The following is a 20,214-nucleotide window of genomic DNA, read 5'->3' on the forward strand; positions in this document are numbered from 1 at the left end:
GCTCGGCGCGGTAGGCGGCGAGCGCCCCGACCGCCGGGGCCGGGCCGTCGGTGCTGTGCCGCGCGTAGCCCGACGCGCTGGCGGCGCTCGCCGGGTCGCCGAGCCACGGTCGCGGCAGCCGGGCGTCGGCCTGCAGGTCGCGCAGCGGCGTGTCCAGGCGCGCCAACGCGTCGTCCAGCGCCGAACGCAGCCGGGTGAGGGACGGCGAGTCGAGCCGCAGGTCCGGCGCGGGGCCGGCGGGCCGGGAACGGTCGGGCATGGATCCCTCGCAGAGGACTTCGGGACGGGAGCGGTGCGAGGTCCCACGCTAGGGCCGCACCCCGACGATTCCGGCCTCCCGGACCGAGATCCGTTGCGATCGCGAACGGACGGGTGGACACGACGACGCCCCCACCGGCCCGGTCGCGATCCGGGCCGACGGGGGCGTCGGGCGTCTAGCAGGCCGCGAGGGCCAGTGGCTCCGGGCAGCACACCTGCAACGTGCACAGGGGTGTCGCGCGGAACCGGTCGTCCACCTCCGGGGCGGAGGTCGTGCCCGAGAACGGCCACCGTCCGGCGAAGCGCTGGAGGTACCAGTAGCAGAACAGGTGGTCGGGCTCGTCCGGGTCGGTGACGAACACCGGCGCGCCGCCGAGTCCGGAGACCCAGCTCGCGTAGGCGTTCGTGACCTGCGCCGGCGGGCGCGCGGCCCGCCGGGTGCTGAGCCAGTCCTCCGCCCGGCTGCGCCAGTTCTCCAGCGCGGTCGGGTGCAGCGTGGCCCCGGGGAGTTCCCGGATGTTCGCGGAGAACGTGCTGATCACGGTCCCGTCCCCGGTGTGTGCGGCCGAGGCGAGTGTGAGCAGCGAGTGCGGGCCCGGGATCGGGCCGTCGGTGTGGATGTGGGTCGTGACGTAGAACTGCATGGGGGGCATGACGGATCCCAGTCGTCGAAGTGAGTCGATGACTACGCTGCTCACGGCGTGGCTGTGCCGACGTGGTGAGCGGATCCGCGGCGCGGTCAATCCCGCGTGGCGGAAGAAACCGGGCCCCGTGGAACGGACACACGGGTGGTCACTGCGATCGCTGTGTACTTGTCCAGTGCGGTGCGAGGCAGTCGTACCTGGCGAGCGAAAACGTTAGGTCGCCCGCGGCCCGTCGTCAACGATCGGGTACCGAACCCGCATCGTGGGCACCCGGGCGTCCACCGGTGGTTACGCTGATCGAACTCGGCGCAGGGAAGGAGCTGTGATGACCCGCCGTCACCCCGACCCGACCGGTCCTCGGCCGTGAGCGGGCGACACCGGCGCGACCGGCCACGCTGGTTGCCCGCCCTGTGCGCCGCGGCGATCGCCGTGCTCGTCTCCGCCGCGGTCTACTCGGCGGTCGTGATGACCGCGGTGTCGGACGTCGCGGCACCGGCGCCCAGCGCTCCGGGCCAGCCGGGCCCGGCCGGGGAGTTCGACCGGACCGCGACCGTCTCGGAGGTCGTCGACGGGGACTCGTTCGTGATCGACGGCGGTGTGACGGTCCGGGTGCTGGCCGCGGACTCCTGCGAGATGCGCACGGACGCCGGCCCGCGTGGTCGCGCCGACGCCGAGAAGGTGCTGCGGGGTGCGACGGTGTCGCTGCGCCGCGAGCCCACCGCCGCGAACGACGCCGACAAGGACGGCCGGCTGCTGCGCTACGTCGAGGTCCCCGGTCTCGGCGACCTCGGCTCCTACATGGTGCAGCGCCCGCACACGTCCGCCTACCGGGGCATCAACGACGCCTCGCCGGACTACCTCGACCGCCTGCGCGGGCTCGACCGCGACGGGCGGCGCTGCGTCGACACACTGCCGTCGCCGGACCAGAAGCCCGCCGTCGACTACCCGGACTGCACGGCGGCCGCCGCGGCCGGCCAGGGAGCGATCTATGTCGGGGACCCCGGCTACAGCCGCCGCCTCGACGGCAACGACGACGGCGTGGCCTGCGAGTAGCGGGTCCGGGAGTTCTCAGGACTGCAGGTCCTCCGCCAGCAGGCCGCTGACCAGCACATCGCTGCGGACGTCGTCGGCCAGCCACGCGCCGCGCAGCCGTCCCTCCGGTACGAACCCCAGCGACTGCGCGATCCGCGCGGAGCCGACGTTCGGCTCGGCCCAGCCGTAGGTGATCCGCGCCAGGCCCAGCCCGCCGAAGCCGAACCGGACGACCGAGCCCACCGCGGCCTTGGTCATCCCGCGACCGCGGGCCCGTTCCAGCGCCCAGCAGGTCACCTCGGCCGTGCCCATCGGCAGGTCCAGGTGCTCCAGGCCCACCTCGCCGAGCATCTCGCCGGTGGTCGGCTCGCAGACCGCCCACGTGCAGCGGGTCTCGTCCGCCCAGCCGGCGATCCGCTCGGCGACGTAGGCGGCGACCGCCGCCGACGTCGGGTCGGGGCGGTGCCGCCAGCGCCGGATCTCACGATCGACCGCGGACTCCAGGACGGCCGGGCGGTCGTCCACCCGGTCGTCGGCCCGCAGTGCCCGGAGGTACCAGGCGCCGGCGTTGATCTCGACCGGATCCAAGCTCAGTCCTTGATCTCGCAGATCACGGTCCCCTGCGAGATCGACGCACCGGCCTCGGCGTTCAGGCCGGTCACGGTGCCGTCCTTGGACGCGGTGACCGGGTTCTCCATCTTCATCGCCTCCAGGACGACGATCAGGTCACCGGTGGAGACGGTGTCGCCCTCGGAGACCGCGACCTTGATGATCGTGCCCTGCATCGGGGCGGTGACCGCGTCACCGGAGGCCTTGGCGCCGCCGCCCTTGCCGCCGCGCTTGCGCGGTGCGGCCTTGGCGCCGCCGCCGTTCCCGCCGCCCCCACCGAGGGCGAGGTCACCGGGCAGCGACACCTCCAGGCGTCGTCCACCGACCTCGACCACGACGGTCTGGCGGTCGCCGGACTCGTCCTCGGCACCCTCGCCGCCCTCGAACGGCGGAACGGTGTTGTTCCACTCGGTCTCGATCCAGCGGGTGTGCACGGTGAAGTCCTCGGCCGTCTCGGCGTAGAACGCCGGGTCGTCGACGACGAGGCGGTGGAACTCCAGCACGGTGGCCATGCCCTCGACCCGGAACTCGGCCAGCGCGCGGCGCGCGCGCTCGATCGCCTGCCGTCGGTCGGCGCCGCGGACGATCAGCTTGGCCAGCAGCGAGTCGAACTGCCCGCCGATCACGGACCCGTCCTCGACACCGGCGTCCATCCGGACACCCGGCCCGGCCGGGTACCAGATCTTGGACACGGTGCCCGGGGCCGGCAGGAAGTTGCGCCCGGCGTCCTCGCCGTTGATCCGGAACTCGATCGCGTGCCCGATCGGGGCCGGGTCCCCGTCGATCGCCAGCTCCTTGCCCTCGGCGATCAGGAACTGCTGGCGCACCAGGTCCAGCCCGGTGGTCTCCTCGGAGACCGGGTGCTCGACCTGCAGGCGGGTGTTCACCTCCAGGAAGGTGATCATCCCGTCCTCGCCGACCAGGAACTCGACGGTGCCGGCGCCGTAGTAGCCGGCCTCCTTGCAGATCGCCTTGGACGCGTCGTAGAGCGTCTTGGTCTGCTCCTCGGACAGGAACGGCGCGGGTGCCTCCTCGACCAGCTTCTGGAAGCGGCGCTGCAGCGAGCAGTCACGGGTGCCGACGACGACGACGTTGCCGTGCTGGTCGGCCAGCACCTGGGTCTCGACGTGGCGCGGGCGGTCCAGGTAGCGCTCGACGAAGCACTCGCCGCGGCCGAACGCCGAGGTGGCCTCGCGCACGGCCGACTCGTAGAGCTCGGCGATGTCGGACTCCTCGCGGGCGACCTTCATGCCGCGCCCGCCGCCGCCGAACGCGGCCTTGATCGCCACCGGGAGGCCGTACTCCTTGGCGAAGGCGACCACCTCGTCGGAGTTCTCGACCGGGTCGTTCGTGCCCGGGACCAGCGGGGCGCCGGCGCGGGTGGCGATGTGCCGGGCGGTGACCTTGTCGCCGAGGTCGCGGATCGACTGCGGCGACGGGCCGATCCAGGTGATCCCGGCGTCGATCACGGCCTGGGCGAAGTCGGCGTTCTCGGACAGGAAGCCGTAGCCCGGGTGGATCGAGTCCGCCCCGGCCTGCTTCGCGGCGCCGATCACCTTGTCGAAGTCCAGGTACGACTCGGCCGCGGTGGAACCGCCCAGGGAGAACGCCTCGTCGGCGACGCGGACGAACATCGCGTCCCGGTCCGGGTCGGCGTAGACCGCGACACTGGCGAGGCCCGCGTCCTTGGCAGCACGGATCACCCGGACGGCGATCTCTCCACGGTTGGCGACGAGCACTTTGCGCAGTGCGGGCACTTTTCGATCTCCTCATCTTCAACGGAGCTGGCGGAGTGAGACTCCGTGCGGTCATGACGACTCGCCGGCCCGTAGCTCCGGCGCGTGGGTTACCGGGGAGTGTAGGAGCACCGGCGTCGGGACTTCCCGACAGGAGATGTGGCATGCGCAACGTCACCCGTTGCGGGTGGGCAGGATCACCCTCGTGATCGCTCCAGCAGGCGGCGCAGCGCGGCCGCGGGCCGGGAGCGGCGGCGGGGGGCGCTGCGGCCGTCGTAGCGCATCGCGGCCTCGCGTCCGGCCAGCTCGGACGCCGCCGCGGCCGGGAGCGTGCCGGCCGCACGGAGCTCGCGGGCCAGGTCCCAGCCCTCGCGCACCGGATCGGTGGGCGCGACGCCGTCGAACCGCGCGTGGAACACCCGCGTCCAGTCCGTGCCGTGCGCCGCGGCGAGCAGCGGCCATGCCCTCGCGACCCGACCGGCCCGCTTGCGCAGCAGGGCCCGCCGCGTCGCGTCCAGGCGGGCGGTGTCGAGACCGTCCGGGTACGGGCCGCCCGCGACGAGTGCCTCGATGAGCGCGGCCTGGCGGGCGGCGAGGCCGGGACGGTCCCCGCCGTTCACCGGCGCGACCCCACGCCCGGGCGCTCGGATCCGGCGGGGAGCTCGTGCGGCGCCGGGTGCCCGGTGACGGCGGCGATCGCGGCCAGCTCCGCGCGCAGCGCGGCGGCGGGCGGGTGGCGGCCGTCGCGTTCGAGCATCACCGGCGGCACCGTCGGGCAGCGCTGCACCAGGTGGGCCAGCAGGTCGAGCACCGGCGCGGGCATCGGATCGGTGTGCGTGTCGTGGTAGTAGCCGTCGTGGCGGGCGCCGCCCGCCACGTGGCAGTAGGCGATCCGGTCCAGCGGCATCGCGTCGAGGTCCGCGCGGGCGTCCCGGCCGCGGTTGACGGCGTTGGCGTGGACGTTCGCGACGTCGAGCAGAAGCAGCGCCCCGGTGCGGTCGAGCAGGCGGGTGAGGAACTCGGCCTCGGTGAACTCGTCCTCGGGCCAGTCGAACAGCGCCGCGATCGGTTCCACGGCGAGCTCGGCGTCGAGCTCGGTACGGGTGCGGGCGATGTTCGCGGCCAGCACGTCGAGCGCGTCCCGGGTGCGCGGCAGCGGCAGCAGGTGCCCGGCCTCGCGGCCCCCGGCCCGGACGAACGCGACGTGCTCGCTGACGATCGGCGCGTCGACGGCCGCCGCGCAGGCGGCCAGGTGGGTGACCCGCGCCGGGTCGACCGGTTCGGTGCCGCCGAGCGAGAGGTGCACCCCGTGCGGGATCACCGTCGTCCCGCCCGCGGCCTGCGACCGGAGCGGGGCCGGTAGGTCGGCGGCCGGGTCCAGGGACTCGGCGATCACCTCGCAGAAACCCAGCCCGGCCGTCCCGGCCAGCACGGACGCGATCTCCGGACGCCAGCCGACGCCGGTCCCGGTCGGACGTGACGCCATCTCACCCACCCCTTGCCGGTTCTGCGGTGCCGGCGACGACACCGCTCCCGCAACTCCACACCCCCCGGTGGCAGAGCTGCGGGAGCGGACCCCTCGTCGAGGCCGCGGCTCAGCCGCCGCAGCCTCCGCCTCCACCGCCGCCGCAGCCGCCCCCGCCGCCGGAGTCACCGCCGCCACCGCCGGAGTCGCCGCCGCCGGAGTAGTCACCGCCGCCGCCGAGCGCGGCACTCTTCTGGGCCTCGAGCTCCTCGGCGAACGCCGGCTGCGCGGCGTAGAGCGCCCCGACACCGAACACGCCCACGCTCAGCGCGGCCGCCCCGGCGCCGACCGCGACCCAGTCCGGGCGCATCGACGGCGACAGCGCCGCGTGCCGGGTGCGCTGTTCGGCCAGGGCGCCGTCACCGGCCACGGTCCGCCGGGGAACCTGCCGGACCAGCACCAGGAAGGCGCCGAGGACCAGCAGCATCGCCGCGACGAGATAGCCGACGGGCCTCCCGTTCGAGATCCCGGCCAGCATCCGGACGAACCCGAGCGCGAGCACCCAGAGCAGCCAGAACGCGGTCCCGCGGTACCTGCGGCGGGCCGGGTCCGAGAGCAGCAGGCCGGACCGGACCAGCCGGTCGCCGATCTCCTCGAGCTCCCGGACGACGCCCGCGGCGTGGGACAGACCGCGACGCAGCGTCAGCCGCGTCGTGGCCGCGTGGACCGCACGCTGCAGCCGGCTGCCGTGCGTGGGAACGGGTCCCCCGGCCCGGACCATGCCGGCGGCCTTGTCGGCCGTGGTGATGCTGCCGTCGACGTGCATGGCGCTCAGCGCCGCGTAGACGGCCAGGTCGGGGCCGCCGTTGAGGTAGGCGACGTACTCCGGACGCCGGTCGAGGTCGTCGCCGCGGGACGGCGGACCCGCCCGCAGCGTATGACGTACGCGCAGAGCCGCGCCCAGGGTCACCAGGGCGATCACCGCGTACACGAACAGGAATGCCGAGCTGGAGATCCCCCAGGTCTCTCCGCTGATGTTCGAGCCCATCCCCACCACCCCCTGTGCCAGGTGTCGGTTGTTCGACAGGTCACAGTGTGGGCGGGAACACGGGGGTCCACGCCGAACTTCACCAAGCCTTGAGGTTCGGCGTGGACCTTTGTGCGAGGGGGTCGCGGATCAGCCGGTGGCGGCGCGGACCTGGTTCTTGATCCGGGCCAGCATCGCGGCGATCCCGCGCAGCCGCAGCGGGCTCACCGCCTCGCCCAGCCCGAGATCGGTGTAGAAGTCGTCCGGCACGTCCAGCACGGTCGCCGCCGGCTCCCCGTCCAGGCCGGTGTACATGATCGAGGCGAAGCCGCGGGTGGTCGGGGCCTCGGGCGGGGCGGAGAAGAACAGGTGCACCGGGCGCTCGCCGCCGTCGCCCACCTCGACGGCGAGGAACAGCGGCGACTGGCACTCGTGCACCTGCTCCATCGACTCCGCCCGGTCGGCGAAGCGTTCGGGCAGGTCGGGCAGCTCACGGGAGAGCTCGAGCAACATCTGCAGCCGGTCCTTCGGGCCGACCGCGGAGAAGTCGTCGACGAGCTCGGCGAGCTGGGGAGGCAGACTCACGCCGAGCCCCGCTCCGAGCCCTGCACGATCGGGACCCGGACGGCGTTGCCCCACTCGGTCCAGCTGCCGTCGTAGTTGCGGACGGTGTCGAAGCCGAGCAGGTGGGTCAGCACGAACCAGGTGTGGCTGGAGCGCTCGCCGATCCGGCAGTAGGCGACGACGTCGTCGGAGGGCTTGAGGCCCTGCTCGTCCTGGTAGATGGCCTCCAGCTCGGCGCGGGACTTGAACGTCGCGTCGTCGGCCGCGGCGCGGGCCCACGGGACGCTCGCCGCGCCCGGGATGTGCCCGCCGCGGACGGCACCCTCCTGCGGGTAGTCGGGCATGTGCAGCTTCTCGCCGGAGTACTCCTGCGGCGAGCGGACGTCGACCATGGGGCTGCCCAGGTGGGCCACCACGTCGTCCTTGAAGGCACGGATCTTCGAGTCGTCGCGCTCGACGACCGGGTAGTCGACGGCGTCGATCTTCGGCGCGTCGGTGGTCATCTCGCGGCCCTCGTCGGCCCACTTCGCGCGGCCGCCGTCGAGCAGGCGCACGTCGGCGTGGCCGAACAGGGAGAACACCCACAGCGCGTAGGCGGCCCACCAGTTGTTCTTGTCGCCGTAGACGACGATCGTGGTGTCGCGGGTGATGCCGCGCTCGCCCATGATCTCGGCGAAGCGGGCGCCGTCGACGTAGTCGCGGGTCACCGGGTCGTTGAGCTCGGTGTGCCAGTCGACCTTGACCGCACCCGGGATGTGGCCGGTCTCGTAGAGCAGCACGTCCTCATCGGACTCGACGACGGCGAGGCCCTCGTCGCCCAGGTGCTCGGCCAGCCACCCGGTCGTGACCAGGCGCTCCGGGTGCGCGTACTCGGCGAGCTTCGGATCGGTGTCGTTGGGCAGAGCCATGGCCGCGAGGGTAGTCCCGGCCACGCTCCACCGCCCGGCACCTGCCCCTCCCCGATCTCGGGCTGCACGAACGCTCCGGTCGTGCAGCCGGAGTGGACGAGAGGAGTTCTCGCGGCCCGGGCGGGGGAGTGTGTGCGGGGGGTTCAGGTGCGCCAGAGATCGACCGGGCTCACGCCGACCCCGCCGAGCAGGCGGCGCAGCAGCGGCAGGCTGATCCCGATCACGTTCGACGGGTCACCGTCGATCCCCTCGACGAACCATCCACCGAATCCGTCGAGGGTGAACGAGCCGGCGACCTGCAGCGGCTCGCCGGTGGCGAGGTAGGCCTCCAGCTCGGCCTGCGTCGGATCGGCGAAGCGCACCCCGGTGACGGCGTGGCCCTCGGCCACCCGGTCGATCTCGCCGTCGGCCAGGCGCAGCACGGTGTGCCCGGTCAGCAGCTCCCCGGTCCGCCCGGCCATCGTCGCCCAGCGCTCGCGCGCGGTGTCGACGTCGCCCGGTTTGCCGACCAGCTCGCCGTCGATGTGCAGCATCGAGTCGCAGCCGACGACGAGGGCGTCGGGCCGGTCCCCGGCGATCCGCCGGGCGACGGCGGTGGCCTTCGCCCCGGCCAGCAGCGTGACCTTCTGCTCCGGGGCGGCGTCCGGGTGCGCGTCGAGCAGGGCGTCCTCGTCGACGTCGGAAACCTCGACGAGCGGATCGACCCCCGCCGCGCGCAGGACACCGAGACGGGCGGGGGAGGCCGAGGCGAGGACGAGACGCACGACGACGGACCCTAGCGGTGCCGCACCACGGTGCCGTGGTGCCGCCACCCCCGGACGGGTCCGAGCTCGCTGTCCCGTCAGCGGGGCAGGCCCGAGGCGCGCCAGGCGCCGGGGCCGGCCTGCAGAGGAGCCCGCAGCAGAGCGGCCGGATGCGACCAGAGGTCGGGCGCGGCCGGTGCCGGGTCGTCGCCGGGCACGCTCGCGGCCGCGGCGACGACCGCGGTCAGCGCGGCCAGCTCCGCGTCGTCGGGGTGGCCGTTGACCACCCGGAACAGCGCACGGCGCTCCTCCGGGGTGGCGTCGGCGGCGGTCTCGTCGCTCACGGTGTCGCCGCTCACAGGGTCGCCGCTCACAGGGTCGCCGCTCACAGGGGGATGTTCCCGTGCTTGCGCGTCGGGCCCTGCTCCCGCTTCGTCTCCAGCATCCGCAGCGAGCGGCCCACGTACCCGCGGGTGTGCGACGGCGGGACGACGGCGTCGATGTAGCCCCGGTCGGCGGCGATGTAGGGGTTGGCCAGGGTGTCCTCGTACTCCTGCTGCAGCTCCGCGCGCTTGGCCTCGAGCTCGTCGCCCTCGAGTCCCTTGAGCTCCTTGCGGTAGAGGATGCTCACCGCGCCCGACGCCCCGGTGACGGCGATCTGCGCGGTCGGCCACGCGATGTTGACGTCCGCGCCGAGGTGCTTGGACCCCATCACGTCGTAGGCACCGCCGTAGGCCTTGCGGGTGATCACCGTGACCTTCGGGACGGTCGCCTCGGCGTAGGCGTAGATCAGCTTCGCGCCGCGGCGGATGATCCCGTTCCACTCCTGGTCGGTGCCGGGCAGGAAGCCCGGGACGTCGACGAAGGTCAGGATCGGGACGTTGAACGCGTCGCAGGTCCGCACGAACCGCGCCGCCTTCTCCGAGGCGTCGATGTTCAGGCACCCGGCGAACTGGGTGGGCTGGTTGGCCACGATGCCCACGCTGCGGCCCTCGACCCGGGCGAAGCCGGTGACGATGTTCGGCGCCCACAGCTCCTGGACCTCGAGGAAGTCCTCCTCGTCGACCACCCGGTTGATCACCTCGCGGATGTCGTACGGCGAGTTCGCCGAGTCCGGGATGATCGTGTCCAGCTCGCGGTCGGTGTCGGTGACCGAGTCCTCGACCGTGCCCGAGGTCGGCTCCGGCGCCGGGTAGGCCGGCGGCTCGGACAGGTTGTTCGAGGGCAGGAAGCCGAGCAGCTCCTTGACGTAGTCGATCGCGTCCTGCTCGTCGGAGCCCAGGTAGTGCGCCACGCCGGACCTCGAGTTGTGCGCGCGTGCTCCGCCGAGCTCCTCCATGTCGACGTCCTCGCCGGTGACGGTCTTGATGACGTCCGGGCCGGTGATGAACATGTGGCTGGTCTCGTCGACCATCACGGTGAAGTCGGTCAGCGCGGGGGAGTACACGGCGCCGCCCGCCGACGGGCCCATGATCAGCGAGATCTGCGGGATCACGCCGGAGGCCCGCACGTTGCGGGTGAAGATCTCGCCGTAGAGACCGAGCGCGACCACGCCCTCCTGGATGCGCGCGCCGCCGCCGTCGTTGATGCCGACGACCGGACAGCCGATCTTGGCCGCGAGGTCCATCACCTTGACGATCTTCTCGCCGTAGACCTCGCCGAGCGCGCCGCCGAACACGGTCGCGTCCTGCGAGAACACCGCGATCGGGCGACCGTCGATGGTCCCGGTCCCGGTGACCACGCCGTCGCCGAACGGGCGCTTGGCCTCCATGCCGAAGTTCGTCGACCGGTGCCGGGTCAGCGCGTCCAGCTCGACGAACGAGCCCGGGTCGAGAAGCTGATCGATCCGCTCGCGGGCGGTCTGGCGGCCCTTGGCGTGCTGCTTCTCCACGGCCGCGTCGGACGTGGACCCCACCGCGTCGTCGAAACGCCGGTAGAGGTCGGCGAGCTTGCCCGCCGTGGTGTGGACATCCGGCTCGACGTCGGGGGCGGAGTCCGGGTCCCCCATCGGCTCCGTTGCGGCGCTCATGGCCCGGGAGCCTAACCCGGTGATCGCGTCCACCCGGGGGTGACGTGCACCGCAGCCCCGACGGAGCACCCGCCGGGTCCCCGGGTGACCAGGACGGAGCGGTCCGGACGCGTCCCGCTACCGTGCGCGGTGATGGACGCCGACCCCGCGCCGCTCGACCTCTGGTCGCTGCGGACCGCCGTGCTCCGCCCGACCGGCGGCTGGAACGCCCTCGACGTCGTCGAGCAGACCGGATCCACCAACGCCGACCTGCTCGCCGCGGCCGCGCGCGGCGCCGAGGACCGCAGCGTGCTGATCGCCGAGGAACAGGTGACCGGGCGCGGCAGGCTGGACCGGCGGTGGACCTCGCGGGCCCGGGCCGGGCTCACGATGAGCATGCTGTGGCGGCCCGAGGGCGTGCCCGCCGACCGGCTCGGCTGGCTGCCGATGCTGGCCGGTGTCGCGTTGGCGGACGCGATCCGCGAGCTCGCCCCGGACCTGCCGGTCGGTCTGAAGTGGCCCAACGACCTCCTGCTCGGCCCGGCCCGCGGCAAGGCCGCCGGGATCCTGGCCGAGATGACGGCCGTCTCCGGCGGCGGGCCCGGCGTGGTCCTGGGGATCGGGCTCAACGTCGCCGCGAGCGCCAACGACCTGCCGTGGGGTGCGACGTCGCTGGCCGCGCAGGGTGTGACGGCCGGTCGACCGGAGATCGCGACGACGCTGCTCGCCCACCTCTACCGGCGCGAGGCGCAGTGGCGCGAGACCGGCGGTGACGCCGACGCGTCCGGTCTGCGCAGCGACTACCGGGCCTGGTGCGCCACGCTCGGGTCGCAGGTCCGGGTGGAGCGGCCCAGCGGTGATGCGCTGATCGGCATGGCCGAGGACGTCGACCCGCACGGCCGGCTCCTGGTGCTGGCCGACTCCGGGGAGCGCTCGGCGGTCGCGGCCGGGGACGTGGTGCACCTGCGCCCGGCGGAGCACCCCGACCGCTAGGTTCACCCGGGTCCGTCCGCGCGCGTCATCGGTCGAGCGCGGCGCGGCGGACTACCGTGAGGTGCGTGGCCTATCCCGATGACCTGCTGGTCGAGGGCGAACGGGTCGCGCTGTACTCGCATCCGCACTGGCGGACCTGCGTCGGCCCGGCCGCGGTGTTCCTCGCCGCGGTCGCCGTCGCGGCGTTCGTGGCCGCGGTGGTCCGGCTGCAGTCCTGGGCCGTGGTCGGCTGGCTGGTGCTCGCGGTGCTCGCTGCGGCCGTCGTCGCCCGCTACACCGTGCTGCCTCTGGTGCGCTGGCGCAGCACCCACCTGGTGGTCACCAACCACCGGCTGCTGGTGCGCGAGGGCGTGTTCTCGCGCAGCGGGATCGACGTCCCGATCGGACGGGTGGACTCGGTCCGCACCCGCCGCACGCTGGGCGAGCGCCTGGCCGGCTGCGGGACACTGCTCGTCGACGCCGGGGGCGAGGAGCCGATGCGCTTCGCCGAGGTCCCGGACGTCGAGCGGGTGCAGGCGCTGCTGCACCGGGAGATCAGCCGCGACCTCGCCCGGCGGCGCGAGGAGACGGGACGCGCCGTCGAGACGGAGAGGTCGGCATCGTGACGGAGACCGGGGCGCGAGCCCTGCCCATGACGGTCCGGGACCCGGCCCTGCCGGAGCGGGTCGAGATCTACGAGGTCGGGCCGCGCGACGGCCTGCAGAACGAGTCCGCGGTGGTGCCGGTCGCGGTGAAGGCCGAGTTCCTCGACCGCCTCGCCGACGCCGGTCTGCGCACGCTGGAGGCCACCAGCTTCGTGCACCCGAAGTGGGTGCCCCAGCTCGCCGACGCGGCCGAGCTGCTCGAGGTCCTGCACCGCCGCGGCGGTGTCGGCTACCCGGTGCTCGTGCCCAACGAGCGTGGTCTGGACCGCGCCCTGGATGCCGGTGTGACGCACGCGGCGGTGTTCGCCAGCGCCACCGAGACGTTCGCGCGGCGCAACCTGAACCGGTCCCTCGACGAGCAGTTCGCGATGTTCGCCCCGGTCGTGACCCGGGCGGTGGAGAGCGGGATGCGGGTGCGCGCCTATGTCTCGATGGTGTTCGGCGACCCCTGGGAGGGCGCGGTCGACCCGGCACAGGCCGCCGCGGTCGGGAAGCGGCTGATGGACATGGGCTGCGAGCAGCTCTCGCTCGGCGACACGATCGGCGTCGCCACGCCAGGGCACGTCGGCGCCGTGCTCGACGCCTGCGCCGCGCTCGGTCTCGGGGCCGACGCGCTCGCCGTGCACTTCCACGACACCTACGGCCAGGCCCTGTCCAACACCCTGGCCGCCCTGCGCCACGGCGTGACGACGGTCGACGCCAGCGCGGGCGGCCTGGGCGGCTGCCCCTACGCCGGGTCGGCGACCGGGAACCTGGCCACCGAGGACCTGGTCTGGATGCTCGATGGCCTCGGCATCGCCCACGGTGTGGACCTCGACGCCCTGGTCGCGACGAGTGTGTGGATGTCCGGGCACCTGGGGCGCCCGTCGCCGTCGCGGGTGGTCACGGCACTCACTCCGGACGCGGGCTGACCGTCGGCGGACGCGTCAGGCGACCCGGCGCAGCGACGAGCGGGTCCGCGTGACGCCGCTGCAGACCCACTCCCACTCGCGTCCGGCCAGCCCGCGCAGTGCCCGCACGACGCCCCGTCGGGGTGCGACGTGCCCGGCCTGCACCGGCGCGTACACCAACCCTGCCCGGGCCCGGTCGGTCTCCCGCGCCGCCCGGACCGCCGGGTGGTCACGGTGGTGGTGCAGCACCGCGTGCAGGCCCGGCCGCCGGGCGGCCAGGGCCGCGGCGACGTCGGCGGCGGCGCGTTCGCGGTCGTCGTCGGGCAGGTCCAGGACCGGGTCCAGCGACCCGGCCAGGTTGCGCGACCAGCGCGCGGCCAGGTGCGTGAGCACGGCCGTCTCGTCGCCGAACGCGCCGGCCATCGCGGGAACCGCGGCCCACGGCAGTGACGGGTCACCGGTCCGATCGGCCCGGCGCGTCACCTCGTCGGCCACGCGGTTGCGGAGGAGGTACTGCTCACGGGTCGGACGCCGCGTCCCTGACATACCGCTCACCTCTCACATACTCAGAGTACGTACTCTGGGTATGTAATATGCTGCCGGTCATGCCTCCCGTCAAGTCGCGCCGCGCCGAGTACACCGAGTCCACCCGGGACGCGGTGCTCGACAACGCGGCCCGGCTGTTCGGGGAGCAGGGCTACGGGGCGACGTCGCTGGACGAGGTCGCCGCCGCGGCCCGGGTGACCAAGGGCGCGATCTACCACCACTTCACGAACAAGGCCGCGCTGATGACCGCCCTGATCGACCGCCTGGAACGCGACGCCCACCGCAGGCTGCACGGCCGCTTCGCCGAGCTCTCGGCGACCTCCGACCCCGCCACGGCAGGCCTCGCCGTGATCGACGAGTTCCTGATGATGTGCTCCGACCCGGTCTACGGCGGGCTGGTGTTCCGGGAGGCGCCGATCGCGCTGGGCTGGCAGGCCTGGCGGGCGTGCGAGGAGGAGTACGCGATCGTGCTGGTCGAGGAGGTGCTGCGCGAGATGCAGCGCACCGGCGCGATCCCCGGCCCGGTGACCGGGACGCTGGTCACCGTGGTGTTCGGCATGCTCTGCTCGAGCGGCCAGCTCCTCGCCGAGACCCCGGAGGAGCAGCGGCCGCGGGTGCGCGACGAGCTGCGCTCGACCTACGTCGCGTTCCTGGCGGGCCTGGCGACGGGTGCCCCGGACCGGATCTTGCCGGATCGGCAATGAGCGTCGCGGAAGCCGGATGCGGCGACGCAGGGTGTTCCCGTGACCGATGACACCGCGGCGGGACCGCCGACCTCCGAGACCCCCACCCCGCCCGACGGGTACGTCGGGGACCCGGACGTGCGGGCGGAGTGGGACGCGACCTACGCCGACCGGGAGCAGATGTGGAGCGGGGGTCCCAACGGCGCACTGGTGGCCGAGGTCGCCGGGCTCGCCCCCGGGCGGGTGCTCGACGTCGGCTGCGGCGAGGGCGCCGACGCCGTCTGGCTCGCCGGCCGCGGCTGGGACGTGACCGCGCTCGAGGTCTCCGGCGTGGCACTGGAACGGGCGGCCGCGCACGCGCGCGATGCCGGTGTCGCCGTTCGCTGGGTGCACGCCGGTCTGGTGGAGGCCCACCTCGCCCCGGCGTCGTTCGACCTGGTCTCCGCCCAGTACCCGGCCCTGCTGCGCACCCCCGACGCCGCGGCCGAGCGGGCGCTGCTCGCCGCCGTCGCGCCCGGGGGCGTGCTGCTGCTGGTCCACCACGCGGGGATGGACACCCACGAGGTGCCGGACGGCGGCTTCGACCCGGCCGACTACGTCTGGCCGTCGATGGTCGCGGCACTGCTGGACGACGACTGGGACGTGGAGACCGACGAGCAGCGACCGCGCCCCGCACCCGAGGGCGGGGCCGGGGCGCACCACACCCACGACGTCGTCGTGCGCGCGCGCCGCCTGCGCTGAGACACCTGCGCTGAGACGCCTGCGACGCCCGCGTCCGGGGCCCGGGTTGCGCCGAACGACCGTGCGGGGCGGCATCGGCCGGTAACCTCCCGCCCGTGACCAGCCCGGTGCCCCGGATCGCCGACCCGGCCCTGCAGTCCTCGGTCGACCACATGCTGATGCAGGTCGACCGCGACACGGTGCTGAAGGCCCGAGCCGTGTTGATGCAAGAGGCGGAGGAGCTGGAGGAGGCGATGCGGAGGGCGACGCGCCGTACCCGCTCCACACCGCTGCCGGGACGCCAGGGGGAGCCCGGCTGCGGCGTGTGGGTCGGCCGCTGCAGCGACGACCCGGTCTCCGGGCCGGCCCAGATCTCGTTCAACCGTAAGATCGACGCCGTGCTCGAGCCGTGCTGGCGGTACATCGCGGACCTGCGCACGGGAGGTCAGCAGCTCGCCGAGGCGGCCGAGCAGTACGGATATACCGAGACCGAGGTCGCCGACAGCTTCCGTTCCACCCACGGCTCGCCCCGTGACGCCGTCAGGCCTCCTTCATGACGCGGTGGGGTCCGCCCGCGACCGGTCTCGTGCTACTGCTCGTGCTGGTGACGGCGTGCTCCGGGCCCGATGTGCGGTCCAGCCCGTTCCCGTCCCGACCGGGTGACCTCCCGGTGGGTCGCCTGTCGGCGTGCGACGCGCTGAGCGCGGAACAGCGTTCGGAGCTGGGCGTCGGGCCGGGTCAGCGCGACGCCCCGGAGGCGACCAGCGACTCCTGCACCTGGCGGTCGGACATCAGCCAGTTCTGGGGTGTCCGCCTGCAGCCGCAGAACCCGATCGCCCAGTTCGACCCGCAGGACCCGCTCTTCGTCGGGGCGAGCGAGGGGTACCAGGACCCCCGGATCACCACCGTCGACGGCTACGGGGCCGTGGAGTTCCGGTACTCGCTGACCGGTGTCGACCCGAGCTGCAACCTGGCCATCGACGCCGGTGCGACCGCGACGGTCGTCGTGGACTACACCGACAATGTGGCCAGGGACCCGCGGCGCCCCACGACCAGCATCGAGCAGCGGTGCGCCATCGTCGCCCGGGCCGCGTCGATGGTGATCACCACGATGCGCGCCCGCGCCTCGGGCTGATCCCGCTCAGACCTCGCGCACACCGAACATGCCGGTGAACCGGCCGCGGTAGACCACGTCGTCGCCGCGGTGCAGGAGCGCCCGCAACGTGACCAGTCCCATCTCCGGGCGGCTGCGCGAGCGGCGGGCCTCGACGATCTCCAGCGTGGCGTGCAGCTCGTCCCCGGCGAACACCGGCAGCGGCCAGGCGATCTCGTCGCCTCCCGGGGAACCGAGGGCGGTGGAGCGCAGCAGCAGCTCGTCGACGTAGGCGCGCATCCACAGCGACGACGTGAACCACCCGGACGCGGCGAGCTGCCCGAAGACGGACTCCTTGCCGGCTGCCTCGTCGAGGTGGAACGGCTGCGGGTCGAACCGTCGCGCGAACTCGATCATCTCGTCGCGGTCGATCACGACGGTCCCCAGGTCGAACGTCCGACCCGGGGTCAGGTCCTCGAAAGCGATCTCCGGCACGTTCGGCACGGTAGCCGGACCACCGGCCGGACGGTCGGGGAGGGGAGCTGGAATGGTCCCACCCCGCAGACACCGTCGAGCGTCACGAGATGGTCCTCGGTCCGCCGGAACGTGACGCTCGACGATGTCGGGCCCAGGACCGGCCTCAGGGACCGGGCCCGACATCGAACCCGTGGGGTCCTTCGCTCCCGTGACCGTGGCGCCGCTCGTACCGAGGTGATCGGCGGCCGGGCCCCGATCGGCGCCGCGAACGGCCCGGATCGGGACCGATCCGACGATCTTCCCGGTCGGGGCGGTCTCTCCCGGTGAGCGTCACGAAACGGTCGTCGGACCCGCCGCAACGTGACGCTCGATGACGGTGTGCGCCTGGGCGGGGTGGTCTTCCCGGGTGAGCGTCACGAAATGGGCCGCTCACCCCGCTCGTAGAGCCGCGAGGGCGGCGTCGTGCAGGAGCCCGTTGCTGGTCACCGCGTTGCCGCCGGTGATCGAGTCGGCGCCGGACAGGTCGGTGAGCCGCCCGCCCGCCTCGGCCACGATCGCGGCCGGCGCGGCCAGGTCCCAGGCACTGGCTCCCGGCTCGACGACCAGGTCGAGCACCCCCTCTGCGACGAGGCAGTGCTGCCAGAAGTCGCCGAACGCGCGGGTCTCCCAGCAGGCCTCGGTCAGGGCGAGCCAGCCGGCCAGCCCGCGGCCGGACAGCACGGTGTCCTCCCGGAAGACGTTCATGTCCGTGGTCGACACGTAGGCGTCGCCGAGGTCGGCCACCCCGGACACGGAGATCCGCCGCGGTTCCTCCCCGGTGCCCGCCGCCCAGGCTCCCGACCCGGGCGCGGCCCACCAGCGCTGCCCGAGCGCCGGGGCGCTGACGACGCCGAGCACCGGCCGTCCGTGCAGGGTCAGGCCGATCAGGGTGGCCCAGACGGGCATGCCCCGGGAGAAGTTCTTGGTGCCGTCGATCGGGTCGAGCACCCAGCCCCGGCCGTTCGCCGACGCGCCGGTGTCCCCGCGCTCCTCGCCGAGCACGGCGTCGTCGGGCCGCTCGTGGGCCAGCGCGGCCCGCAGCGCGTCCTCGGCGGCGGTGTCGGCGTCGGTCACCGGGGTGCGGTCCGGTTTGCGGTCCACCACCAGGTCGGCGGCGCGGAAGCGCGGCAGCGTGATCGCATCGGCGATGTCGGCGAGCCGCAGCGCGAGCTCGAGGTCGCGGGTCAACGAGAGGTCCGGGGCGTCGTCCACGTCGGCCGAGCATGCCATGCCCGCCCCGGCACACCGACGTCGCAGGCGGCCTATGCTCGCTGGCGTGACCACCGTCGTGCTGGCCGAGGACGACGCGGCCATCGCCGAACCGCTCTCCCGTGCCCTGCAACGCGAGGGGTACGAGGTGCAGGTCGTCGGCGACGGGCTCGCCGCGCTCGAGCACGTCGGCCGCGTGCCGGTCGACCTGCTCGTGCTCGACCTGGGCCTGCCCGGGATGGACGGGCTGGAGGTGTGCCGCCGGATCCGCACGGACTTCGCCGACCTCCCGGTGCTGATGCTCACCGCGCGCACCGACGAGGTGGACTTCGTGGTCGGCCTCGACGCCGGCGCCGACGACTACGTGTCCAAGCCGTTCCGCCTCGCCGAGCTGCTGGCCCGGGTCCGCGCGCTGCTGCGCCGCCGGACCCAGGACGTCGTGGAGGTGGACGGCCTGCGGATGGAGCTCTCCGGGCGCCGCGTGCTGCTCGAGGGCGACGAGGTGACGCTCGCGAACAAGGAGTTCGAGCTGCTGCGGGTGCTGATGCTGCACTCCGGGCAGGTCGTGACCCGCGAGGAGATCCTGCACACGGTCTGGGGCGACGCGGACATGAAGTCGTCCAAGACGCTGGACATGCACATGTCGTGGCTGCGCCGCAAGATCGGCGGCGAGCGGCGGATCGCGACCGTGCGCGGCGTCGGCTTCCGGTTCAACCATGACTGAGCCGGGCCGGTAGCACGTGCGCCGCCGGATCCTGCTCTCCACGCTGCTCGTCGTGGCGATCACCGCGCTCGCTCTCGGCGGCCCCCTGGTCGTGGCCACCTGGCGGCTGGTGGAGGACTTCACCCGCGCCGAGCTGACGCAGCGCCTCGAACAGCTCACCGAGAGCCTCGAGGACAACGTCGAGCAGGTCCCCGACCCGGCGACGATCGAGCTGGCGATCCCGGCCAACAGCCGCCTGGAGATCAACCGGGTGGACCGTCCGTCGCAGGTGTTCGGCGTCCCCGAGGTGCCCGACCCGGTCGTGGAGTCGCTGCCGCTCGGGCCCGGCGGCTCCATCGTCCTGGCCCAGCCCAGGTCGGTGATGCGGGCGCAGCAGACGCAGGTCGTCGCCGTCGTCGCGCTGCTGGTGCTGATCTCGGTGACCAGCGGCGCGATCGTCGCGACGCTGACCGCCCGGCGCCTGGCGGAGCCGTTGCGCGACGTCGCGGCCCGCGCCGCGCGCCTGGGCGCCGGGGACTTCCGCCGCGCGCCGGCCCGCTACGACATCGCCGAGCTCGACCGGGTCTCCGAGGTGCTCGACAGCTCGGCGACGGCGCTGGCCCAGCTCATGCAGCGCGAGCGGGTGCTCGTCGGCGACGTCTCGCACCAGCTGCGCAGCCGGATCACCGCGCTGCAGCTGCGCCTCGACGAGCTCTCCACCCACCCCGACCCGGACGCCCGCCGCGAGGCGCTGGCCGCGATCGAGCAGACCGAGCGCCTCTCCGCCGTCCTCGACGAGCTCCTCGAGGCCGCGCGTGCCGCCCGCGCCGCAGGCGCCGAGCCGATGGACCTGCGGGACGAGCTCGACGCCGTCGCCGACGAGTGGCGCGGCGCCCTCACCTCGGCCGGGCGGTCGCTGCGGGTGCGGGTGCCGGAGGGGATGCTCGCCCGGGTCACCGCGGCCCGGGTGCGGGAGGCGGTCGGCGCGCTGGTCGACAACGCGATCCAGCACGGCGAGGGCCCGGTCACGATCAGCGCGCGGGCCGGGGAGAACGCGCTGCTGGTCGAGGTCAGCGACACCGGCCCGGGCGTGCCGCAGGACCTCGTCCCGCACGTGTTCGAGCGCGGCGTCTCCGCCCAGTCGTCGACCGGTCTGGGCCTGGCCCTGGCCCGGGCCCTGGTCGAGGCCGACGGCGGCAGGCTGGAGCTCTCCCGCGCCCGCC

Annotated in this window: 25 protein-coding genes; 10 read left to right on the forward strand and 15 right to left on the reverse strand. The window is 73.7% G+C overall.

The genetic code is table 11. The annotated features are described in order from the left end of the window. Window positions 1-259, reverse strand: a 259-nt coding sequence (locus I4I78_RS15080; RefSeq protein WP_218611948.1) for a hypothetical protein, incomplete at its 3' end; no start/stop codon positions are given. A 175-nt stretch (window positions 260-434) separates the two neighbouring features. Next, on the reverse strand, window positions 435-911 hold the full coding sequence (locus I4I78_RS15085; RefSeq protein WP_218611949.1) for a hypothetical protein: 477 nt from the start codon (window positions 909-911) through the stop codon (window positions 435-437). Window positions 912-1,265: 354 nt separating this feature from the next. Here I4I78_RS15085 and I4I78_RS33840 point away from each other — a divergent pair, with 354 nt between their 5' ends. Further along, a complete protein-coding gene (locus I4I78_RS33840; RefSeq protein ID WP_308252125.1) occupies window positions 1,266-1,955 on the forward strand; it encodes an excalibur calcium-binding domain-containing protein in 690 nt (229 codons plus the stop codon). Window positions 1,956-1,970: 15 nt separating this feature from the next. Here the strand turns inward: I4I78_RS33840 and I4I78_RS15095 are convergent, their stop codons facing one another. The 10 genes from I4I78_RS15095 to I4I78_RS15140 all read right to left on the reverse strand — a co-directional run bounded on the left by I4I78_RS15095 (window position 1,971) and on the right by I4I78_RS15140 (window position 11,015). Then, entirely contained in the window at window positions 1,971-2,522 is a 552-nt protein-coding gene (locus tag I4I78_RS15095) for a GNAT family N-acetyltransferase (protein ID WP_218611950.1), read from the reverse strand. Window positions 2,523-2,524: 2 nt separating this feature from the next. Beyond that, entirely contained in the window at window positions 2,525-4,300 is a 1,776-nt protein-coding gene (locus tag I4I78_RS15100) for an acetyl/propionyl/methylcrotonyl-CoA carboxylase subunit alpha (RefSeq protein ID WP_218611951.1), read from the reverse strand. Between the two features lie 176 nt (window positions 4,301-4,476). Continuing rightward, a complete protein-coding gene (locus I4I78_RS15105; protein WP_218611952.1) occupies window positions 4,477-4,899 on the reverse strand; it encodes a hypothetical protein in 423 nt (140 codons plus the stop codon). Next, the gene (locus I4I78_RS15110) at window positions 4,896-5,765 is read right to left on the reverse strand and encodes a DUF692 family multinuclear iron-containing protein (protein ID WP_218611953.1); all 870 of its coding nucleotides are present in this window, start codon (window positions 5,763-5,765) and stop codon (window positions 4,896-4,898) included. Before I4I78_RS15110 ends, I4I78_RS15105 begins: the two co-directional genes overlap by 4 nt. A 109-nt stretch (window positions 5,766-5,874) precedes the next feature. Further along, window positions 5,875-6,792: a TIGR04222 domain-containing membrane protein gene (locus I4I78_RS15115; protein ID WP_218611954.1), complete on the reverse strand. Its 918-nt coding sequence runs from the start codon at window positions 6,790-6,792 to the stop codon at window positions 5,875-5,877. 129 nt (window positions 6,793-6,921) lie between these two features. Then, on the reverse strand, window positions 6,922-7,356 hold the full coding sequence (locus tag I4I78_RS15120; protein ID WP_218611955.1) for a SufE family protein: 435 nt from the start codon (window positions 7,354-7,356) through the stop codon (window positions 6,922-6,924). Then, window positions 7,353-8,243, reverse strand: coding sequence for a sulfurtransferase (locus tag I4I78_RS15125; RefSeq protein ID WP_218611956.1), 891 nt, complete (start codon window positions 8,241-8,243; stop codon window positions 7,353-7,355). The genes I4I78_RS15120 and I4I78_RS15125 overlap by 4 nt, the downstream gene beginning before the upstream one ends. Window positions 8,244-8,386: 143 nt before the next feature. Continuing rightward, a complete protein-coding gene (locus I4I78_RS15130; RefSeq protein WP_218611957.1) occupies window positions 8,387-9,007 on the reverse strand; it encodes a nucleoside triphosphate pyrophosphatase in 621 nt (206 codons plus the stop codon). Window positions 9,008-9,084: 77 nt separating this feature from the next. Beyond that, complete coding sequence (locus tag I4I78_RS15135; RefSeq protein ID WP_218611958.1) at window positions 9,085-9,330, reverse strand: acyl-CoA carboxylase epsilon subunit; 246 nt, start codon at window positions 9,328-9,330, stop codon at window positions 9,085-9,087. A 41-nt stretch (window positions 9,331-9,371) separates the two neighbouring features. Then, window positions 9,372-11,015 (reverse strand): acyl-CoA carboxylase subunit beta, encoded by a 1,644-nt coding sequence (locus tag I4I78_RS15140; RefSeq protein WP_218611959.1) that lies wholly within the window; start codon window positions 11,013-11,015, stop codon window positions 9,372-9,374. A 132-nt stretch (window positions 11,016-11,147) separates the two neighbouring features. On the opposite strand from I4I78_RS15140, the gene I4I78_RS15145 reads away from it, so the two are divergent. The 3 genes from I4I78_RS15145 to I4I78_RS15155 all read left to right on the forward strand — a co-directional run bounded on the left by I4I78_RS15145 (window position 11,148) and on the right by I4I78_RS15155 (window position 13,542). Further along, on the forward strand, window positions 11,148-11,987 hold the full coding sequence (locus tag I4I78_RS15145; protein WP_218611960.1) for a biotin--[acetyl-CoA-carboxylase] ligase: 840 nt from the start codon (window positions 11,148-11,150) through the stop codon (window positions 11,985-11,987). 65 nt (window positions 11,988-12,052) lie between these two features. After that, entirely contained in the window at window positions 12,053-12,592 is a 540-nt protein-coding gene (locus tag I4I78_RS15150; RefSeq protein ID WP_218611961.1) for a PH domain-containing protein, read from the forward strand. A gap of 26 nt (window positions 12,593-12,618) precedes the next feature. Continuing rightward, window positions 12,619-13,542 (forward strand): hydroxymethylglutaryl-CoA lyase, encoded by a 924-nt coding sequence (locus tag I4I78_RS15155; protein ID WP_218611971.1) that lies wholly within the window; start codon window positions 12,619-12,621, stop codon window positions 13,540-13,542. Between the two features lie 15 nt (window positions 13,543-13,557). Here the strand turns inward: I4I78_RS15155 and I4I78_RS15160 are convergent, their stop codons facing one another. Beyond that, window positions 13,558-14,067, reverse strand: a complete 510-nt coding sequence (locus I4I78_RS15160) for a hypothetical protein (RefSeq protein ID WP_218611962.1) — start codon at window positions 14,065-14,067, stop codon at window positions 13,558-13,560. Window positions 14,068-14,126: 59 nt separating this feature from the next. Between I4I78_RS15160 and I4I78_RS15165 the strand changes: the two genes are divergently transcribed. The 4 genes from I4I78_RS15165 to I4I78_RS15180 all read left to right on the forward strand — a co-directional run bounded on the left by I4I78_RS15165 (window position 14,127) and on the right by I4I78_RS15180 (window position 16,605). Continuing rightward, window positions 14,127-14,771 (forward strand): TetR/AcrR family transcriptional regulator, encoded by a 645-nt coding sequence (locus I4I78_RS15165; protein ID WP_218611963.1) that lies wholly within the window; start codon window positions 14,127-14,129, stop codon window positions 14,769-14,771. Window positions 14,772-14,810: 39 nt separating this feature from the next. Continuing rightward, window positions 14,811-15,491 carry a class I SAM-dependent methyltransferase gene (locus tag I4I78_RS15170; RefSeq protein ID WP_308252126.1) on the forward strand — a complete coding sequence of 227 codons (681 nt, stop codon included), beginning with the start codon at window positions 14,811-14,813 and terminating at the stop codon, window positions 15,489-15,491. A gap of 95 nt (window positions 15,492-15,586) precedes the next feature. Then, entirely contained in the window at window positions 15,587-16,027 is a 441-nt protein-coding gene (locus tag I4I78_RS15175; protein WP_218611964.1) for a hypothetical protein, read from the forward strand. Continuing rightward, window positions 16,024-16,605, forward strand: a complete 582-nt coding sequence (locus tag I4I78_RS15180) for a DUF3558 family protein (protein WP_218611965.1) — start codon at window positions 16,024-16,026, stop codon at window positions 16,603-16,605. Before I4I78_RS15175 ends, I4I78_RS15180 begins: the two co-directional genes overlap by 4 nt. Window positions 16,606-16,611: 6 nt before the next feature. Here the strand turns inward: I4I78_RS15180 and I4I78_RS15185 are convergent, their stop codons facing one another. Together I4I78_RS15185 and hisN are read right to left on the reverse strand one after the other, a co-directional pair. Further along, complete coding sequence (locus I4I78_RS15185) at window positions 16,612-17,058, reverse strand: MaoC family dehydratase (RefSeq protein ID WP_218611966.1); 447 nt, start codon at window positions 17,056-17,058, stop codon at window positions 16,612-16,614. A 411-nt stretch (window positions 17,059-17,469) separates the two neighbouring features. Then, window positions 17,470-18,291: a histidinol-phosphatase gene (gene hisN, locus I4I78_RS15190; RefSeq protein WP_308252127.1), complete on the reverse strand. Its 822-nt coding sequence runs from the start codon at window positions 18,289-18,291 to the stop codon at window positions 17,470-17,472. Between the two features lie 52 nt (window positions 18,292-18,343). On the opposite strand from hisN, the gene I4I78_RS15195 reads away from it, so the two are divergent. Together I4I78_RS15195 and I4I78_RS15200 are read left to right on the forward strand one after the other, a co-directional pair. Next, entirely contained in the window at window positions 18,344-19,012 is a 669-nt protein-coding gene (locus I4I78_RS15195) for a response regulator transcription factor (RefSeq protein ID WP_218611968.1), read from the forward strand. 16 nt (window positions 19,013-19,028) lie between these two features. Then, window positions 19,029-20,214: HAMP domain-containing sensor histidine kinase (locus I4I78_RS15200; protein WP_218611969.1), on the forward strand; the 1,186-nt coding region annotated here is incomplete at its 3' end.

Source organism: Pseudonocardia sp. KRD291 (assembly GCF_019263595.1).
Classification (GTDB): domain Bacteria; phylum Actinomycetota; class Actinomycetes; order Mycobacteriales; family Pseudonocardiaceae; genus Pseudonocardia.

What these genes read in the sequence shown, in the direction of transcription:
- I4I78_RS15085 (WP_218611949.1), bottom strand. Translation starts at nt 911, where the DNA reads ATGCCCCCCATGCAGTTCTACGTCACGACCCACATCCACACCGACGGC.
- I4I78_RS15195 (WP_218611968.1), top strand. Translation starts at nt 18,344, where the DNA reads ATGCTCGCTGGCGTGACCACCGTCGTGCTGGCCGAGGACGACGCGGCC.
- I4I78_RS15125 (WP_218611956.1), bottom strand. Translation starts at nt 8,243, where the DNA reads ATGGCTCTGCCCAACGACACCGATCCGAAGCTCGCCGAGTACGCGCAC.
- I4I78_RS15145 (WP_218611960.1), top strand. Translation starts at nt 11,148, where the DNA reads ATGGACGCCGACCCCGCGCCGCTCGACCTCTGGTCGCTGCGGACCGCC.
- I4I78_RS15110 (WP_218611953.1), bottom strand. Translation starts at nt 5,765, where the DNA reads ATGGCGTCACGTCCGACCGGGACCGGCGTCGGCTGGCGTCCGGAGATC.
- I4I78_RS15140 (WP_218611959.1), bottom strand. Translation starts at nt 11,015, where the DNA reads ATGAGCGCCGCAACGGAGCCGATGGGGGACCCGGACTCCGCCCCCGAC.
- I4I78_RS15180 (WP_218611965.1), top strand. Translation starts at nt 16,024, where the DNA reads ATGACGCGGTGGGGTCCGCCCGCGACCGGTCTCGTGCTACTGCTCGTG.
- I4I78_RS15160 (WP_218611962.1), bottom strand. Translation starts at nt 14,067, where the DNA reads ATGTCAGGGACGCGGCGTCCGACCCGTGAGCAGTACCTCCTCCGCAAC.
- I4I78_RS15165 (WP_218611963.1), top strand. Translation starts at nt 14,127, where the DNA reads ATGCCTCCCGTCAAGTCGCGCCGCGCCGAGTACACCGAGTCCACCCGG.
- I4I78_RS15115 (WP_218611954.1), bottom strand. Translation starts at nt 6,792, where the DNA reads ATGGGCTCGAACATCAGCGGAGAGACCTGGGGGATCTCCAGCTCGGCA.
- I4I78_RS15155 (WP_218611971.1), top strand. Translation starts at nt 12,619, where the DNA reads ATGACGGTCCGGGACCCGGCCCTGCCGGAGCGGGTCGAGATCTACGAG.